The sequence below is a fragment of the Vibrio fortis genome, assembly GCF_024347475.1.
In the GTDB taxonomy this organism is placed as follows: domain Bacteria; phylum Pseudomonadota; class Gammaproteobacteria; order Enterobacterales; family Vibrionaceae; genus Vibrio; species Vibrio fortis.
In genome coordinates, this window is the sequence record NZ_AP025487.1 from 3,086,783 (window position 1) to 3,105,543 (window position 18,761).

The window sequence follows — 18,761 nt, forward strand, 5'->3', positions numbered from 1 at the left end:
TGAATCAAACTAAGTTTGATTCGAATACAAGACACTTGAATGTGTTTGTGTTGTGTTTATCCAAAGGATAAACATTGAGAACTTTTAATTTGATTTAAATAACTCTGTTATTTAAATCAGTCAGCTTTCCAAATTGTTAAAGAGCAGATTCATTTCTGAACCATTTTTAAACACACTCGTAAGAATGCTTAAAGATGGTGGAGCTAAGCAGGATCGAACTGCTGACCTCCTGCGTGCAAGGCAGGCGCTCTCCCAGCTGAGCTATAGCCCCAACGAAATCGATATTGACCGCTATCTCTGGGAAAAGATAGTGGTGGGTCTGAGTGGACTTGAACCACCGACCTCCCGCTTATCAGGCGAGCGCTCTAACCAGCTGAGCTACAGACCCAATATCGTCTCTTAACTTTCTAAACCGTATCAATCTGTGTGGACACTTATCGTGAATATCTTCGTATAAGGAGGTGATCCAGCCCCAGGTTCCCCTAGGGCTACCTTGTTACGACTTCACCCCAGTCATGAACCACAAAGTGGTGAGCGTCCTCCCGAAGGTTAAACTACCCACTTCTTTTGCAGCCCACTCCCATGGTGTGACGGGCGGTGTGTACAAGGCCCGGGAACGTATTCACCGTAGCATTCTGATCTACGATTACTAGCGATTCCGACTTCATGGAGTCGAGTTGCAGACTCCAATCCGGACTACGACGCACTTTTTGGGATTCGCTCACTCTCGCGAGTTGGCCGCCCTCTGTATGCGCCATTGTAGCACGTGTGTAGCCCTACTCGTAAGGGCCATGATGACTTGACGTCGTCCCCACCTTCCTCCGGTTTATCACCGGCAGTCTCCCTGGAGTTCCCGACATTACTCGCTGGCAAACAAGGATAAGGGTTGCGCTCGTTGCGGGACTTAACCCAACATTTCACAACACGAGCTGACGACAGCCATGCAGCACCTGTCTCAGAGTTCCCGAAGGCACCAAAGCATCTCTGCTAAGTTCTCTGGATGTCAAGAGTAGGTAAGGTTCTTCGCGTTGCATCGAATTAAACCACATGCTCCACCGCTTGTGCGGGCCCCCGTCAATTCATTTGAGTTTTAATCTTGCGACCGTACTCCCCAGGCGGTCTACTTAACGCGTTAGCTCCGAAAGCCACGGCTCAAGGCCACAACCTCCAAGTAGACATCGTTTACGGCGTGGACTACCAGGGTATCTAATCCTGTTTGCTCCCCACGCTTTCGCATCTGAGTGTCAGTATCTGTCCAGGGGGCCGCCTTCGCCACTGGTATTCCTTCAGATCTCTACGCATTTCACCGCTACACCTGAAATTCTACCCCCCTCTACAGTACTCTAGTTTGCCAGTTTCAAATGCAGTTCCGAGGTTGAGCCCCGGGCTTTCACATCTGACTTAACAAACCACCTGCATGCGCTTTACGCCCAGTAATTCCGATTAACGCTCGCACCCTCCGTATTACCGCGGCTGCTGGCACGGAGTTAGCCGGTGCTTCTTCTGCAGCTAACGTCAAGAGATGCCGCTATTAACGACACCCCCTTCCTCACTGCTGAAAGTACTTTACAACCCGAAGGCCTTCTTCATACACGCGGCATGGCTGCATCAGGCTTGCGCCCATTGTGCAATATTCCCCACTGCTGCCTCCCGTAGGAGTCTGGACCGTGTCTCAGTTCCAGTGTGGCTGATCATCCTCTCAGACCAGCTAGGGATCGTCGCCTTGGTGAGCCATTACCTCACCAACTAGCTAATCCCACCTAGGCATATCTTGACGCGAGAGGCCCGAAGGTCCCCCTCTTTGGCCCGTAGGCATCATGCGGTATTAGCCATCGTTTCCAATGGTTATCCCCCACATCAAGGCAATTTCCTAGGCATTACTCACCCGTCCGCCGCTCGACGCCGTTATCGTTCCCCGAAGGTTCAGATAACTCGTTTCCGCTCGACTTGCATGTGTTAGGCCTGCCGCCAGCGTTCAATCTGAGCCATGATCAAACTCTTCAATTTAAGATTTTGTCGACTCAATGAATACTGATTACATTACATAGTAATGTTGAATTGACTGTGCCGAATCTTACGATTCGAATTGGTCACTCAGTTCATTGAAATCAAGTTGAAACCGAAGTTTCATTTTTGATATTCATCAACGAGTGCCCACACAGATTGATAGGTTTAAATTGTTAAAGAGCTTTGCTATCAACGCTTTAGCGTTGAAGCGGATGCGTATAATACGCGATTGACTCTGTAAGTCAACATAAAACTCTAAATTTATTTAGAACTTTATGGTGACTTGCTTAGATACTAAGCAAAGTCGCTATTTTGTTTTCATTTTTCTAAAAAATGAAAGTAAATAGAAGCCTGGCGATGTCCTACTCTCACATGGGGAAGCCCCACACTACCATCGGCGCTATTGCGTTTCACTTCTGAGTTCGGCATGGAATCAGGTGGGTCCACAACGCTATGGTCGCCAAGCAAATTCTTAAAATTCGGAAAGCTGTTTATTCTCTAAACTCATTCAAGTGCTTATATCTTATGAGTCCATCAAAACCCCTTGGGTGTTGTATGGTTAAGCCTCACGGGCAATTAGTACAGGTTAGCTCAACGCCTCACAGCGCTTACACACCCTGCCTATCAACGTTCTAGTCTTGAACAACCCTTTAGGACGCTTAAAGCGCCAGGGAAGACTCATCTCAGGGCTCGCTTCCCGCTTAGATGCTTTCAGCGGTTATCGATTCCGAACTTAGCTACCGGGCAATGCCATTGGCATGACAACCCGAACACCAGAGGTTCGTCCACTCCGGTCCTCTCGTACTAGGAGCAGCCCCCTTCAATCTTCCAACGCCCACGGCAGATAGGGACCGAACTGTCTCACGACGTTCTAAACCCAGCTCGCGTACCACTTTAAATGGCGAACAGCCATACCCTTGGGACCGACTTCAGCCCCAGGATGTGATGAGCCGACATCGAGGTGCCAAACACCGCCGTCGATATGAACTCTTGGGCGGTATCAGCCTGTTATCCCCGGAGTACCTTTTATCCGTTGAGCGATGGCCCTTCCATTCAGAACCACCGGATCACTATGACCTGCTTTCGCACCTGCTCGAATTGTCATTCTCGCAGTCAAGCGGGCTTATGCCATTGCACTAACCTCACGATGTCCAACCGTGATTAGCCCACCTTCGTGCTCCTCCGTTACTCTTTGGGAGGAGACCGCCCCAGTCAAACTACCCACCAGGCACTGTCCGTAATCCCGATTCAGGGACCAACGTTAGAACATCAACACTACAAGGGTGGTATTTCAAGGACGACTCCACCACATCTAGCGACGCGGTTTCAAAGTCTCCCACCTATCCTACACATGTAGGGTCAATGTTCAGTGCCAAGCTGTAGTAAAGGTTCACGGGGTCTTTCCGTCTAGCCGCGGGTACACTGCATCTTCACAGCGATTTCAATTTCACTGAGTCTCGGGTGGAGACAGCGTGGCCATCATTACGCCATTCGTGCAGGTCGGAACTTACCCGACAAGGAATTTCGCTACCTTAGGACCGTTATAGTTACGGCCGCCGTTTACCGGGGCTTCGATCAAGAGCTTCGACCGAAGTCTAACCCCATCAATTAACCTTCCGGCACCGGGCAGGCGTCACACCGTATACGTCATCTTACGATTTTGCACAGTGCTGTGTTTTTAATAAACAGTTGCAGCCACCTGGTATCTGCGACTCTCGTCAGCTCCATCCGCGAGGGACTTCACCGATAAGAGCGTACCTTCTCCCGAAGTTACGGTACCATTTTGCCTAGTTCCTTCACCCGAGTTCTCTCAAGCGCCTTGGTATTCTCTACCCGACCACCTGTGTCGGTTTGGGGTACGATTCCTTACAATCTGAAGCTTAGAGGCTTTTCCTGGAAGCATGGCATCAATGACTTCACCACCGTAGTGGCTCGACATCGTATCTCAGCGTTAAGAAAGTCCGGATTTACCTAAACTTTCCGCCTACGTACTTGAACCTGGACAACCGTCGCCAGGCCCACCTAGCCTTCTCCGTCCCCCCATCGCAATTGTAAGAAGTACGGGAATATTAACCCGTTTCCCATCGACTACGCCTTTCGGCCTCGCCTTAGGGGTCGACTTACCCTGCCCCGATTAACGTTGGACAGGAACCCTTGGTCTTCCGGCGAGGGAGTTTTTCACTCCCTTTATCGTTACTCATGTCAGCATTCGCACTTCTGATACCTCCAGCAGCCCTTACAGACCACCTTCAACGGCTTACAGAACGCTCCCCTACCCCGCACACTAAAGTGTGCAGCCGCAGCTTCGGTGTATAGCTTAGCCCCGTTACATCTTCCGCGCAGGCCGACTCGACCAGTGAGCTATTACGCTTTCTTTAAATGATGGCTGCTTCTAAGCCAACATCCTGGCTGTCTGAGCCTTCCCACATCGTTTCCCACTTAGCTATACTTTGGGACCTTAGCTGGCGGTCTGGGTTGTTTCCCTCTCCACGACGGACGTTAGCACCCGCCGTGTGTCTCCCGGATAGTACTTACTGGTATTCGGAGTTTGCAAAGGGTTGGTAAGTCGGGATGACCCCCTAGCCTTAACAGTGCTCTACCCCCAGTAGTATTCGTCCGAGGCGCTACCTAAATAGCTTTCGGGGAGAACCAGCTATCTCCAGGTTTGATTGGCCTTTCACCCCTAGCCACAAGTCATCCGCTAATTTTTCAACATTAGTCGGTTCGGTCCTCCAGTTGATGTTACTCAACCTTCAACCTGCCCATGGCTAGATCACCTGGTTTCGGGTCTATATCCAGAGACTGAACGCCCAGTTAAGACTCGGTTTCCCTACGGCTCCCCTAAACGGTTAACCTTGCCACTGAATATAAGTCGCTGACCCATTATACAAAAGGTACGCAGTCACGGGACAATGCCCGCTCCTACTGCTTGTACGTACACGGTTTCAGGTTCTATTTCACTCCCCTCACAGGGGTTCTTTTCGCCTTTCCCTCACGGTACTGGTTCACTATCGGTCAGTCAGTAGTATTTAGCCTTGGAGGATGGTCCCCCCATATTCAGACAGGATATCACGTGTCCCGCCCTACTCGATTTCACTGATTATGATGTGTCGGTTACGGGGCTATCACCCTTTATTGCGGCACTTTCCAGAGCCTTCACCTGCATCATTAAAAGCTTAAGGGCTAATCCAATTTCGCTCGCCGCTACTTTCGGAATCTCGGTTGATTTCTCTTCCTCGGGGTACTTAGATGTTTCAGTTCCCCCGGTTTGCCTCTTGCTGCTATGTATTCACAACAAGATACTTACTTGTGTAAGTGGGTTTCCCCATTCGGAAATCCCAGACTCAAAAGGTTTTTACTACCTAATCTGGGCTTATCGCAAGTTAATACGTCCTTCATCGCCTCTGACTGCCAAGGCATCCACCGTGTACGCTTAGTCACTTAACCATACAACCCGAAAGGGTCTTAGTGTATGGCAACTAACCAAGGTTTTGGTTGTAATAAGAAGGGTTAGTTCTTATTACGTGTTTGCCGGACTCAATGGTGATTCAAATTAAATTTGAATCGAATACAAGACACTTGAATGTGTTTGTGTTGTGTTTATCCAAAGGATAAACATTGAGAACTTTTAATTTGATTTAAATAACTGTGTTATTTAAATCAGTCAGCTTTCCAAATTGTTAAAGAGCAATAATAGCTCGAAGCTTTCGCTTCAAAACCATCAATCTGTGTGGACACTTATCGTGAATATCTTCGTATAAGGAGGTGATCCAGCCCCAGGTTCCCCTAGGGCTACCTTGTTACGACTTCACCCCAGTCATGAACCACAAAGTGGTGAGCGTCCTCCCGAAGGTTAAACTACCCACTTCTTTTGCAGCCCACTCCCATGGTGTGACGGGCGGTGTGTACAAGGCCCGGGAACGTATTCACCGTAGCATTCTGATCTACGATTACTAGCGATTCCGACTTCATGGAGTCGAGTTGCAGACTCCAATCCGGACTACGACGCACTTTTTGGGATTCGCTCACTCTCGCGAGTTGGCCGCCCTCTGTATGCGCCATTGTAGCACGTGTGTAGCCCTACTCGTAAGGGCCATGATGACTTGACGTCGTCCCCACCTTCCTCCGGTTTATCACCGGCAGTCTCCCTGGAGTTCCCGACATTACTCGCTGGCAAACAAGGATAAGGGTTGCGCTCGTTGCGGGACTTAACCCAACATTTCACAACACGAGCTGACGACAGCCATGCAGCACCTGTCTCAGAGTTCCCGAAGGCACCAAAGCATCTCTGCTAAGTTCTCTGGATGTCAAGAGTAGGTAAGGTTCTTCGCGTTGCATCGAATTAAACCACATGCTCCACCGCTTGTGCGGGCCCCCGTCAATTCATTTGAGTTTTAATCTTGCGACCGTACTCCCCAGGCGGTCTACTTAACGCGTTAGCTCCGAAAGCCACGGCTCAAGGCCACAACCTCCAAGTAGACATCGTTTACGGCGTGGACTACCAGGGTATCTAATCCTGTTTGCTCCCCACGCTTTCGCATCTGAGTGTCAGTATCTGTCCAGGGGGCCGCCTTCGCCACTGGTATTCCTTCAGATCTCTACGCATTTCACCGCTACACCTGAAATTCTACCCCCCTCTACAGTACTCTAGTTTGCCAGTTTCAAATGCAGTTCCGAGGTTGAGCCCCGGGCTTTCACATCTGACTTAACAAACCACCTGCATGCGCTTTACGCCCAGTAATTCCGATTAACGCTCGCACCCTCCGTATTACCGCGGCTGCTGGCACGGAGTTAGCCGGTGCTTCTTCTGCAGCTAACGTCAAGAGATGCCGCTATTAACGACACCCCCTTCCTCACTGCTGAAAGTACTTTACAACCCGAAGGCCTTCTTCATACACGCGGCATGGCTGCATCAGGCTTGCGCCCATTGTGCAATATTCCCCACTGCTGCCTCCCGTAGGAGTCTGGACCGTGTCTCAGTTCCAGTGTGGCTGATCATCCTCTCAGACCAGCTAGGGATCGTCGCCTTGGTGAGCCATTACCTCACCAACTAGCTAATCCCACCTAGGCATATCTTGACGCGAGAGGCCCGAAGGTCCCCCTCTTTGGCCCGTAGGCATCATGCGGTATTAGCCATCGTTTCCAATGGTTATCCCCCACATCAAGGCAATTTCCTAGGCATTACTCACCCGTCCGCCGCTCGACGCCGTTATCGTTCCCCGAAGGTTCAGATAACTCGTTTCCGCTCGACTTGCATGTGTTAGGCCTGCCGCCAGCGTTCAATCTGAGCCATGATCAAACTCTTCAATTTAAGATTTTGTCGACTCAATGAATACTGATTACATTCCCTATTCTTACGAATAGTGACTGTGAATTGACTGTGCTAAGACCGAGGTCTTAATTGGTCACTCAGTTCATTGAAATCATTTTGATACCGAAGTATCTGTTTGCCTTTGCTTATAAAAGCGAAAACAAACTTAGTGATATTCATCAACGAGTGCCCACACAGATTGATAGGTTCTAATTTTTAAAGAGCTTCTAGCGTTTTGTGATTCATATCTCACTCGCTAGGGGTGCGTACTATACTCGCACCGTTTTGAGAGTCAAGCGTTATTTTCAAACTCTTTTTTCTCTACCGATTTCAGTGTGTGACTTCCGTCTCACTCCGTGTCGGTGAGGCGGCATTATAGAGAGATTCGAATGGAGCGCAAGGGCTTTTTAAAATAAAAATTTCGTTCGACTAAAAAGCCATCAAAAGCGCTTATTTTGAATAAAAACTAAACATTTGAGACGCATCACAGCAATACATTGGAAAAATACAAACCATGAACGTAAGATTCATGTGTCTATTTTGTTAATAGTAGATGCGTCTATTTCGTTTATTAATATGTAGTAATCCGATATGAATTCAAAAAAATCGATGTTGTTAATTGTCGCACTGGCTGTATTAGGCGGCATTGTGTTTTCACAGGTTGATATATCGCCTGCAATTACTTTCGTTCTCGGTGTCTTGGCTTCTGCTTTTATTCTTAACCTTTCAAGCTCAGACACAAAATCAGATTCAGAACCTAAAGCTTCAACTCAAACCCTATATGTAGGTAACCTTCCATATAAAGCCAATGAATCACACGTTCGCGAACTTTTCTCTGAACACGGTGAAGTTTTTGCCGTCAGACTAATGAAAGATAAGCGCACAGGTAAAAGAAGAGGATTTGGTTTTGTCGTGATGGCCAGCAACGATGTCAATAACGCCATTGCTAGCTTAAATGATAAAGATTATATGCAGCGTACATTGAAAGTACGTATAGCGAATGACCCTAAGCACCCTGAAGCGGACGGATCTGAACAGACGTAAAACCCATTCCTTTTAATGTTCTATTAAGTGCACCTTCTTTTCTTAGGGGTGCACTACAATATACTTCTCTTTTTCCAGCCACTTTATCTTCACTTTCCACTTCTAATAAGCTTTGTACACGATTGGCGATCGCATTGCCTGAGTCCACCAGCATGACTTCTTTTCCCATGACGCTTTGGATCTCTTCTTTTATCAACGGGAAATGTGTACACCCTAATACAGCGACATCCACAAGATTAATCATTGGACTGAGGATTTGAGCCAATTCCTCGAGATTAATCTGCTCTCCACGCAATTTCTCTTCAGCCATATCCACAAGCTTTGTCGACCCCAAGAGTTCAACGTGTTTATCACTAGAAAAGCTTTTAATTAGGTCATGTGTATATTGACGGGTAATGGTTGCAGGCGTTGCAATCAGACCAACGGCTTTGTTTGCCAGAAGAGAGGCTGGTTTAATTGCCGGAACTACACCAACTATAGGAATGGTATGACTAGCACGTAAGGTGGGAAGAACAATGGTACTTGCGGTATTGCATGCAATCACAACGATATCGATAGCATGGCTTTCAACAAAACTAGTCACTATTCGCTGAACTCGCTCAATCAGAACCTGCTGATCTAGTTCGCCATAAGGGTACGCTTCGTTATCGAAGACATAGATATAGTTATGATTAGGCAGTAGCTTGTTTATCTCTTTGTAGACAGATAAGCCCCCCACTCCCGAATCAAACACCAGTATGTTTTTTAGTTGCTCGCCTAACACTGCATCTACCTATAAGAAAGTTCGCAGCAATCATACCCCTTCACTTATTAATCGCCAACTTAGTCACGACTTATGTTAGCCAAGTAGCGTTGATGAACAAAGCGCTCTCCTTTGTCTATATCGAGTAACGAGATCTTTATTTCTCCATTAAACGATGGCGCTTTAGTAACTAGAGTGTGGAACTCTCCATCCTCTCCGCAAGGATCGATATTATTTGGAAGGTTCTCCACCAATGATTTTGTATAGGCGCGGCCACAATACTCATCTGACAAAGCGTTGGTATCAATGGTCACTAAAAAGGTTTCGATACCTCGATCTATTATCTCATTGGCTAGTTTGTCACTATCTTCTCCAAGCAGTGGGAATACACACTCCCAGCCAGCAGGTTCAATATAGCTTCGACGATAGTCAGCAATGCCATTACAGAACATGTCGCCAAATGCCACGGCATCAATGGCTAGATTCGATTGCTTCAGTGTATTAACAATAGTGTTCTGATAAATCTTGTTTGATGGGAACACTTCCGGCAGCTCAATCATGATGATAGGCAAACCGAGCAGTTCCGCCTGCATGGCGACCACTTCTTTTGGGGTTGCTTGAAAAGGGACTTCGTCGCCGACATAAGTTGTGTATAGACCAACCACTTCATAGTCATGACTTTCTACGAGTCGCTCGAGGGTTAACGTAGAGTCTTTACCAGAAGACCAACTGATGATGACTTTCTTTTTCATATTGGATATCTATCGATAAGAAAAAACCGCCCGAAGGCGGTTAATATTCTAGAAATCATATGTCGCATTTAAGTAGTAAGCTCTCTCATTCCCCGAGTACCAACCACTGTAGAATACATAACTTGCATATTTTTCATTAAACAGGTTTTCCGTGCGAAAGCTCAATGTTAAATCATCATAATTGTAGTTAACCGCTACGTTTACCAACCAATAAGCATCAAGCTTATCTAAGCTATTAGAGTTGTCACCATCTCGATACTTCTCGCCAGTATAAACAGCATCAGTATAAAGACCTAAGCTCTCTGTCAATGAATAATCAAGTGCGACTCTACCTGTATGGTTGGCTACCCATGCGACGTCTTTTCCATCATTTACGCCTTCGGTAAACTCAGCATCAACATAACTGTATTCAGCACTTAATAGAAGATCGTCAAAAACATAATAATCACCGGCAAGCGTTGCTCCATTGCGTGTTGAAGCATCAGCATTAGCATTGCGCCCAGAGCCAGAGCTAGGATCCGTTACGTAGACGATTTCATCTTCTAGTTGGAGGTTGAATAAGTCTACTCTGAAGGAGAATAGATCGTCATTCCAATTCCAACCGAACTCATTAGATATACCAGTTTGCGGTTTTAATCCAACAACACCAGGGAAGGTGTAAGATTGCTCCGAAACTTTTGCAAATCTAAAATTGCTTTCGGTACGGACATAAACTCTAGATTTATCGTTGATACGATAATTGGCAGATAACTCATAAGCTGTTGCATCATTATCTAAGTCCTGTCCATCAGGGTACTGCACCATATCTGTGACGCGTTCTTCTACTTTCGCATAACGACCACCGAGGTTAACAATTAGATCTTGCGTCAGTGGGTGACTATAGCGAGTATAAATATTTACAGACTCTTGCTCATTATCTCTATCAGTCCAAGGGCTTGCATAATCGTAATGACTCTTTAACAAGTCTAAGCCGACAATCAGATTTCGGGAGCCATTTTCCGAATCGAACGTTCCTTCAAACTGACCGGCATAAAACAACTGACCGCTTTCCGTTTTCTTGTCCGTACCATACGCTAAACCATGTCCTGTCATATCATCGAACATAATTTCATTCTTCAACGTCCAAGTTTTATTAAGCTTCTGATCGTAACCTAATCGCACACTTCGAGTTATCTCATGATTGAAATCATCTGGGTACGTTGTATTCGCTTGCGTTGGATCTTCTTTAAATTGCTCTTCAGTTAAGCTACCAGCATATTGTCTTTCTGTATCGTAATATCCAACTTCTACAAACAACTTCCGAGTTTCATCTCTATACTCGACAAAACCTAAGATTGACCCATTTTCGCTATCATTGTGATCTCGATAGTTATCTGAGTTATTTTGAGTAGCAGAAAAGCGGTAACTTACTTCATCTGTAACACTACCAGACGTGCTCGCACTCAATATAGTGGTATTGAAGCTGCCGTAAGTCGCACTCACAGAAGTAGAACTTTCCGAAGGCGTTCTAGTAACAATGTTGATTACGCCACCAACAGCCTGATCACCGTACAAAACACCAGCACTCCCAGACAAAACCTCAATTGTTTCAATATCTTTAAGTTGAATAAAATTTAGGTTTGGTGCGACTAGATCTTGAGAATTTAAACGACGACCATCTAACAATATGAGCGTGTTACTTGAAGCTTGCTCACCGCTAAACCCGCGTAAAGAAAAAGCAGCACCACTATTTGAGTCAGATATTTGAATACCAGCTCTACCACGCAGTAAAGACTCTAACGAGTTTGCACCACTTTGTTCGATTTCAGTGCGGTCTATAATCACAATGTTTGATGGAACATCTGAAATAGTATTAACATTATTGCTGCGTGCTAAAACCACCATGGTTTCATCGGCAGAGGTTTCTTGGGCGTGTAAATTGGAGATAGGTGAAAACAGCGACGCTACAGCTATCGCTAAAAGGGATTTGTTCATATTGTGATCCTAAATCGCGTAAATTCCTACCAAGCCAACAGCTGTGACTTAGCTGCTGGCAGGTATTCGGACTCAAGAGCTCAACCCAATGGTTACCTAATATTCGACTTCCCACACAATCCTATATGCAGTGTCTTAGTGAATACTCGTTCTCTTTTACCGCTGCGCGTCAGTTCTGGATTTACACCAGATTCCCTTTTCAGCCATCTATACATCTAAATGGCACCAGCTTGCGAAGGATAGTATTGCCCTATGGATAATTTGTCTAGTCTAAGATAGTTATAAGCTATAGTTTTCATGGCCAATTTACAGGTAATGGCTCTCAACACTGGACAAGAGGCTGTGATTGAATAAAATCTGCGCTCTTGATTTGAACGCACCACAGCAAAAGGCATAACAATGGCGACTTTAGATGTAAACCCGCAACGCTACCAAGAACAACTGGCAGAAAAGACCGAGCGTCTGACTGAGATGTTCTCACAATACAATGTGCCTGAATTAGAAGTCTATGAATCACCAGAACAGCATTATCGTATGCGTGCAGAGTTCCGCGTATGGCATGAAGGTGATGACATGTACTACGTGATGTTCAATCAAGAAACCAAAGAAAAATACCGCGTTGATCAGTTCCCAGCAGCAAGCCGTCTTATTAACGATTTGATGCCACTACTAATGGAAGCAATGAAGGGTAACCCATCACTGCGCCATAAACTTTTCCAAGTGGACTTCCTTTCAACGTTAAGCGGGGAAGTACTTGTATCGCTTCTGTACCACCGTCAGCTTGATGAAGAGTGGATCGAAAATGCGAAAGCACTTAAACAACAGCTCAATGACGAAGGTTTCAATCTAAACCTGATTGGCCGCGCACGTAAGATGAAGATTGTGCTAGACCAAGACTACGTAATTGAAAAGCTGAACGTGAATGGCGACAGCTACATTTACCAACAAGTAGAGAACAGCTTCACGCAGCCGAACGGCAAGATTGCAGAAAAAATGTTGGAATGGGCGGTAGACTGTACTCAGGAAAGCAAAGGTGATCTGCTTGAACTGTACTGTGGTAACGGTAACTTCTCATTGGCACTGGCTCAAAACTTTGAACGAGTTCTAGCAACAGAACTGGCTAAGCCATCAGTAGATTCTGCGCAATACAATATTGCGGCAAACAACATCGACAACGTACAGATCATTCGTATGTCGGCGGAAGATTTTACTGAAGCAATGGAAGGTAAGCGCGAGTTCCGTCGTCTAAAACAAGCGAATGTCGACCTAAAGAGCTACAACTGCAACACGATCTTTGTTGATCCACCGCGATCAGGTATGGATGTTGATACGTGTAAAATGGTACAAGGCTATGAACGCATCATGTACATCTCTTGTAACCCAGACACGCTTAAAGAGAACTTAGACATTCTAAGCGAAACTCACAACATCACGCGTTTTGCTCTGTTCGATCAGTTCCCATATACTCACCACATGGAAGCCGGTGTATTCTTAGAGCGTAAAGCTAAATAGAAACAACGAATACAAAAGAATCGATTTTGACGATCGATTCTTTGAATCAAAAAAAACGAGCCACGCGGCTCGTTTTTTATTATCTATTCAGCTTAACTTACGCTGATTTAGACATGAATCCTAGTTTCTTGCCTACCCATGCGAGTAGCAGCATTGCCACGATAATAGCAAAGAAGTTAGAGCCCGCTTCTGGGTGCTGTGCTTTCACAAACGCTGAGTGGCCAAATGCACCAACGAAGAAACACGCTAAGCCTACTAGTGGAATATCTTCAGATACTGGGTTTGCTAGGTACTCTTGGTATAGAGCTTGAACAGCCAGTACTAGTGCAATAAGAGGGAAAATAGAGAAACCAACTTCGCTCATCGTTACCCAAGATAACAATGCGTCACCACAAACACCCGCAACAAGAGCCAGTACTAGTGTTTTTCTTTCTGAACCGCGGTTCACAGTATTCTTTTCATTCGACATTATTCAATCCCGCCTTTTAGTCGGTTACGTTCACGTTCTTTGCGATACCAATAAGCCCCTTTGGCTATCATTCGCAATTGCATAATCAACCGCTCAGCAAGTTCATCTCGCTCACGGCTATTTAAATCCAAAGCTTCTGCGCCGGAACTAAATACCAAGGTGACTGATGCTTCTGCTTGGGTAAAAGCCTCTTCACGAGTCATCCCCGTACCTATTAGATATTCCGTCATTTCCGCAACAAAGTGCTGCATTTCTCTTGCGACGGCTGTTCGAAACTCAAATGAGGTACCCGAACGTTCGCGCAATAACAGTCTGAATACGTTTGGGCTGCTTTCGATGAATTCCATAAAGGTTTCAACCGAGGTGCGGATAACACTGCCTTCTTTTACGATTCGTTGCCTTGCCTGACGCATCAATTGACGCAACAACAAGCCGCCCTCATCGACCATGGTCAAACCGAGTTCATCCATATCTTTGAAGTGACGATAAAAAGAAGTTGGAGCAATGCCGGCTTCGCGAGCGACCTCTCTTAAGCTCAGGTTTGAAAAACTACGATCAGCGCTCAGCTGACTAAACGCAGCATCAATTAAGCTTCGACGAGTTTTTTCTTTTTGCTGTGCGCGAATTCCCATTGGTTTCATACTTTATTAAATTCTTCTTTTACAGCCTAAACAGGCATGCCTAATACTCAGATAAATATAACGCGAATCGCTCTATTTTATAAGGCATTCTCGCTATATATGACATCAGACACACCTCTTTGTTCACGTACCGAAGTAAATACGTTCGAGAACAAAATTTCAATCTCGGAGCTGTAATTTGGAGACATACAACATACCAAATATGACTTTTTCTGTAACACTGCGTGATCAGCTCGACTCTCTGATGTCCTTTTGATGTACCAAATAACGGAATCAGTTAAAATCTCGCTAAAGCAATGTTAAACAAATATAACAAGGAAGATTTCTATGTCGCATTCGAACCACTTTGATGTGATCGTGATTGGTAGTGGCCCTGGCGGTGAAGGGGCAGCGATGGGATTAACCAAAGCCGGGTTGAATGTTGCCATCATTGAGAAAGAGAGCAGTGTTGGTGGCGGGTGTACACACTGGGGTACCATCCCATCAAAGGCATTACGACATGCAGTAAGCCGTATTATCGAATTCAATAACAACCCACTCTTTTGCCAAAACAATAAAAGCCTCCACGCCACCTTCTCAGACATTCTTGGTCACGCAAAATCCGTTATCGACAAACAGACACGACTTCGCCAAGGTTTCTATGACCGCAACCAATGCACGTTAGTCTTTGGTACTGCACGCTTTATCGATAGCAACACGGTTTCTGTTATGCAAAGCGACGGTACGGAAGAGCTCTACTCTGCCGATAAATTTGTTATTGCGACCGGCTCAAGACCTTATCAACCGGACAATGTCGACTTCCTACATGAACGTATCTACGACAGCGACTCAATCTTGTCCCTGAAACACGACCCGCAACACATCATCATATACGGTGCTGGGGTTATTGGGTGTGAGTACGCTTCTATCTTCCGTGGATTGGGTGTGAAGACAGATCTTATCAACACACGAGACCGCCTACTCTCTTTCCTTGATAACGAGACATCTGATGCTCTGTCATATCATTTCTGGAATAGCGGTGTGGTGATTCGCAATGATGAAACATTTGATCGAATTGAAGGCACAGACGATGGCGTCATTATTCATCTGGAATCAGGCAAAAAAATGCGTGCCGACTGTTTGCTTTACGCCAATGGACGAACGGGTAACACCGACAAACTCAACCTCGGTGCCGTTGGTTTAGAAGCCGATTCACGTGGTCAAGTTTCTGTAAACGCAAACTATCAAACCAATGTGAGTCACGTATACGCGGTGGGTGATGTGATTGGTTACCCTAGCTTAGCAAGTGCAGCGTATGACCAAGGTCGATTTGTGGCACAAGCGATTGTAAAAGGTGAAGCAGAAAGCCATCTGATCGAAGATATTCCAACAGGTATCTACACCATTCCAGAGATCAGTTCGGTTGGTAAAACAGAACAAGAGCTAACCGCAGCAAAAGTACCTTACGAGGTCGGACGCTCTTCATTCAAACACCTAGCTCGTGCACAAATTGCAGGTAAAGACATCGGTAGCTTGAAGATTCTATTCCATCGTGAAACCAAAGAGATCTTAGGCATCCACGTCTTTGGTGAGCGTGCCGCAGAAATCATTCACATCGGCCAAGCAATTATGGAACAGAAAGGCGAAGCGAATACCATCGAGTATTTCGTGAATACGACGTTCAACTATCCGACTATGGCGGAAGCTTATCGTGTTGCCGCCCTTAATGGTTTAAACCGTTTATTCTAAGTTAGTGTACAGCTTAGTAAGCATTTGACCACCCATAGGCCAAATACTAAAGCAGCAAGCCTTCACGCTTGCTGCTTTATTAAAATTCAATCAGTTAGCTACAAAATACAGTAATTAGATCATGATGTTCCAAATACTCATCGAACTGTACACTAAGCCAAGAACTCATTACGTTTCCACTGTCTAACAAATAATACCGCTAGCCCAACTCCGCGCATTCCCATGAAGCAGATCATCGCAAACCATAGTGCATGGTTCTCTAACGATGAGGCTATGAAGAAGATAAGGAAGAAAGTGCAGGTCGCAACAAACATGCTATTACGCATCTCTTTTCCCTTGGTCGCGCCAATAAAAATACCGTCTAGTAAGAAGCACCACATCGACACCAAAGGCATTGCCACTAACCAAGGCAAGTAAATCACCGCCTGCGCTTTTACCTCAGGTATGGTTGTGATCATATTTATCATGTTGCTGCCTAGCGTCATGAACACTAAGGTCAAACCAAGACAAATGATTAAGCTCCAGAAAAAAGTACCAATCAACGACTGATTCAACTCTTGCTTATCTTTAGCACCGATGGCTTTACCTACCATTGCCTCCATCGCATAAGCGAAACCATCCATGCCGTAAGAGATGATCATCAAGAAGCTCATTAACACCGCATTAGCAGCAACCACGTCATCACCAAAGCTGGCGCCTTGGAAAGTCATAAAGGTAAACGTAGCCTGTAGGCACAGAGAGCGTAAAAAGATATCGCGATTGAGTTTTACGAAACGAGAAAGCCCATGAGTGGTTTGTTTTACCAAAGACAAAATGCTAGGCAACTGTCTCTTTGACCAAACGCGAGCCACGCATACCAAGCCAAACAATAAACCCATATAGTCTGCAAGCACCGAAGCATAAGCTGCTCCTTCAACTTGCCAACCTAATCCAATTACGAACACCACATCAAAAACAATATTCGTGACATTGGTGATGATCACCATCCACATCGGCGCTTTGGCATTTTGTGTTCCCAGCAGCCATCCAAGAATCACAAAGTTACTCAGTGCTGCCGGAGCGCTCCAAGCACGAATCGAAAAATACTGTTCACCATAAAGCTTCACCTGATCACTGGCACTACTCAAAGAGAACACCACATCGGCGATCATGCCATGCAGCAGCAAGAACAGTGCAGCAAAGCCTAAGCTCATCGTAATACCCTGCACGAACACTAAACCCAGTTGCTGGTTATCACTGGCACCGTATGATTGCGCCGCCAAGCCTGTGGTCGACATTCGAAGAAAACCAAGGAGCCAGAAGGTCACGCTGATCATGGTGCCACCCAGCGCAACGCCTCCCAGATACCAAGCATGCTCTAGGTGACCAATAACAGCTGCATCAACCAAGCCAAGCAGAGGAACGGTAATGTTGGAGAGAACCATAGGTATCGCGAGCATTAATACTCGCTGGTGAACCGATAAGTTCGTTAAAGTTTGAACAATTGATTGGGGAAGAAATAGCTTCACGATCACCTCTTTGATTTGAGGTGATAGTTTAACCTAGGGGATAGAGATTCACTACGTGATGACGAGAACCGAATAAAGAACGAGAAGTGGCAGGAAATAGACCTACCACTTCATCACGATAAGCTGTGGGGTCAGTCGTTTCTTAAATTGCGTTAACTTACTCACCATTCTTTGCCAAAGCTTCCAGCGGTTACATTGCTGATCCAATGGAGAGAAAGCTTTGATCCATTGAGTCCACGGGAGCCAATTTAATACGCTATCCATTGGGGAAGCCAAACCATGAGCGTATTCGCCTGAACCCAGTTTTTGTCCAAGCTTGCTTGAACTCTTGTCGCCAGCCAATACTAAACAAGCGTGAGCATGAGTAAATTGACGACTCAATGCTTGAATAAAATGCGCCGTGGTTTGTTCATCACAATCAAGCAATGCATGCTCACAAACAATCATCACTGGAGCTTGTTCTGGGATGTTCAGCTCATCAAGCCACGTCAGATCATTGACCGAGCCACACTCTAAGCGATAGCGTTCATTCTTATGGAATAGACGCTGGCGCCATACCAAATTCTCGGTCACATCTAACTCAACCCAATGACAGCGACCGTTATCTAAACGGTAGAAGCGTGTATCAAGTCCTGCCCCGACGTTAATTATCCACGCATCAGGGTTATGGGATAGGTATTGTTGGATTTGGTTGTCACAAAGCTGGGTGAGCGTCGCGTATAGAAGCTGTTGCTGATCGAGTTCACCGGTTAAACATTCAGGAGCAAGACGACAACGGGTACACGCTTGTGCAGCGATTGGATCATAAACAAGGCCGTCATCAGCTAGACTTTCTCGACTACGAAACCAAAGCGGTTGAATAAGATTACTGGGAACATGAAATTCAGAATGAGACATGTCTTGCTGCGCCATTGGTCTACGAGCAGCGCTGCGCTTTGAGGAAAGCGGTGATAACTGAGGTTTGTTTTGATTAGACATGTTCATCTTCCTTGTAACTCAACAAGGAAGATGATAATGAATATCAATTACAATGACAAGTTATTGAGAATAAATATCAATAACTCATTGTGTGA

The 18,761-nt window shown here is 45.8% G+C and carries 10 protein-coding genes, 2 tRNA genes, 4 rRNA genes and 1 riboswitch; of the genes, 3 read left to right on the forward strand and 13 right to left on the reverse strand.

Annotation, left to right across the window (positions count from 1 at the left end; translation table 11 throughout):
• Nucleotides 1-195: 195 nt before the first annotated feature.
• From OCV50_RS13745 to OCV50_RS13770, 6 genes are all read right to left on the reverse strand, one after another.
• A tRNA-Ala gene (locus OCV50_RS13745) sits at nt 196-271 on the reverse strand.
• A 40-nt stretch (nt 272-311) separates the two neighbouring features.
• Nucleotides 312-388: transfer RNA gene (locus tag OCV50_RS13750), tRNA-Ile, on the reverse strand.
• Nucleotides 389-454: 66 nt separating this feature from the next.
• A 16S ribosomal RNA gene (locus OCV50_RS13755) occupies nt 455-2,007 on the reverse strand.
• A gap of 349 nt (nt 2,008-2,356) precedes the next feature.
• Nucleotides 2,357-2,472: ribosomal RNA gene (gene rrf, locus OCV50_RS13760) — 5S ribosomal RNA — on the reverse strand.
• Between the two features lie 90 nt (nt 2,473-2,562).
• Nucleotides 2,563-5,454 (reverse strand): 23S ribosomal RNA (locus tag OCV50_RS13765).
• Between the two features lie 311 nt (nt 5,455-5,765).
• Nucleotides 5,766-7,318, reverse strand: a 16S ribosomal RNA gene (locus tag OCV50_RS13770).
• The 16S, 23S and 5S rRNA genes sit together here with 2 tRNA genes alongside, the layout of an rRNA operon.
• A gap of 591 nt (nt 7,319-7,909) precedes the next feature.
• Between OCV50_RS13770 and OCV50_RS13775 the strand changes: the two genes are divergently transcribed.
• Nucleotides 7,910-8,362, forward strand: coding sequence for an RNA recognition motif domain-containing protein (locus OCV50_RS13775; RefSeq protein WP_261903287.1), 453 nt, complete (start codon nt 7,910-7,912; stop codon nt 8,360-8,362).
• Here the strand turns inward: OCV50_RS13775 and murI are convergent.
• Genes murI through OCV50_RS13790 form a run of 3 tightly spaced genes read right to left on the reverse strand, consistent with a single transcriptional unit; the run spans nt 8,325 to nt 11,830 of the window.
• Nucleotides 8,325-9,125 carry a glutamate racemase gene (gene murI / locus OCV50_RS13780; protein ID WP_261903288.1) on the reverse strand — a complete coding sequence of 267 codons (801 nt, stop codon included), beginning with the start codon at nt 9,123-9,125 and terminating at the stop codon, nt 8,325-8,327. The genes OCV50_RS13775 and murI overlap by 38 nt on opposite strands.
• 59 nt (nt 9,126-9,184) lie before the next feature.
• Nucleotides 9,185-9,856 carry an adenine nucleotide alpha hydrolase gene (locus OCV50_RS13785; protein WP_261903289.1) on the reverse strand — a complete coding sequence of 224 codons (672 nt, stop codon included), beginning with the start codon at nt 9,854-9,856 and terminating at the stop codon, nt 9,185-9,187.
• Nucleotides 9,857-9,904: 48 nt separating this feature from the next.
• Nucleotides 9,905-11,830: a TonB-dependent receptor family protein gene (locus OCV50_RS13790; RefSeq protein WP_261903290.1), complete on the reverse strand. Its 1,926-nt coding sequence runs from the start codon at nt 11,828-11,830 to the stop codon at nt 9,905-9,907.
• A 40-nt stretch (nt 11,831-11,870) separates the two neighbouring features.
• Nucleotides 11,871-12,075: riboswitch (cobalamin riboswitch) on the reverse strand.
• A 154-nt stretch (nt 12,076-12,229) separates the two neighbouring features.
• Between OCV50_RS13790 and trmA the strand changes: the two genes are divergently transcribed.
• Nucleotides 12,230-13,342 carry a tRNA (uridine(54)-C5)-methyltransferase TrmA gene (gene trmA, locus OCV50_RS13795; protein WP_261903291.1) on the forward strand — a complete coding sequence of 371 codons (1,113 nt, stop codon included), beginning with the start codon at nt 12,230-12,232 and terminating at the stop codon, nt 13,340-13,342.
• A gap of 97 nt (nt 13,343-13,439) precedes the next feature.
• Here the strand turns inward: trmA and OCV50_RS13800 are convergent, their stop codons facing one another.
• Nucleotides 13,440-13,811 (reverse strand): YijD family membrane protein, encoded by a 372-nt coding sequence (locus OCV50_RS13800; RefSeq protein ID WP_032553398.1) that lies wholly within the window; start codon nt 13,809-13,811, stop codon nt 13,440-13,442.
• Entirely contained in the window at nt 13,811-14,452 is a 642-nt protein-coding gene (gene fabR / locus OCV50_RS13805) for an HTH-type transcriptional repressor FabR (RefSeq protein ID WP_032553397.1), read from the reverse strand. The genes OCV50_RS13800 and fabR overlap by 1 nt, the downstream gene beginning before the upstream one ends.
• 327 nt (nt 14,453-14,779) lie before the next feature.
• Here fabR and sthA point away from each other — a divergent pair, with 327 nt between their 5' ends.
• Complete coding sequence (gene sthA, locus OCV50_RS13810) at nt 14,780-16,180, forward strand: Si-specific NAD(P)(+) transhydrogenase (protein ID WP_239843073.1); 1,401 nt, start codon at nt 14,780-14,782, stop codon at nt 16,178-16,180.
• A 152-nt stretch (nt 16,181-16,332) separates the two neighbouring features.
• On the opposite strand, the gene dinF is transcribed toward sthA, so the two are convergent.
• Nucleotides 16,333-17,688, reverse strand: coding sequence for an MATE family efflux transporter DinF (dinF, locus tag OCV50_RS13815; RefSeq protein ID WP_261903292.1), 1,356 nt, complete (start codon nt 17,686-17,688; stop codon nt 16,333-16,335).
• 102 nt (nt 17,689-17,790) lie between these two features.
• Nucleotides 17,791-18,666 (reverse strand): class I SAM-dependent methyltransferase, encoded by an 876-nt coding sequence (locus tag OCV50_RS13820; RefSeq protein ID WP_261903293.1) that lies wholly within the window; start codon nt 18,664-18,666, stop codon nt 17,791-17,793.
• Nucleotides 18,667-18,761 lie beyond the last annotated feature (95 nt).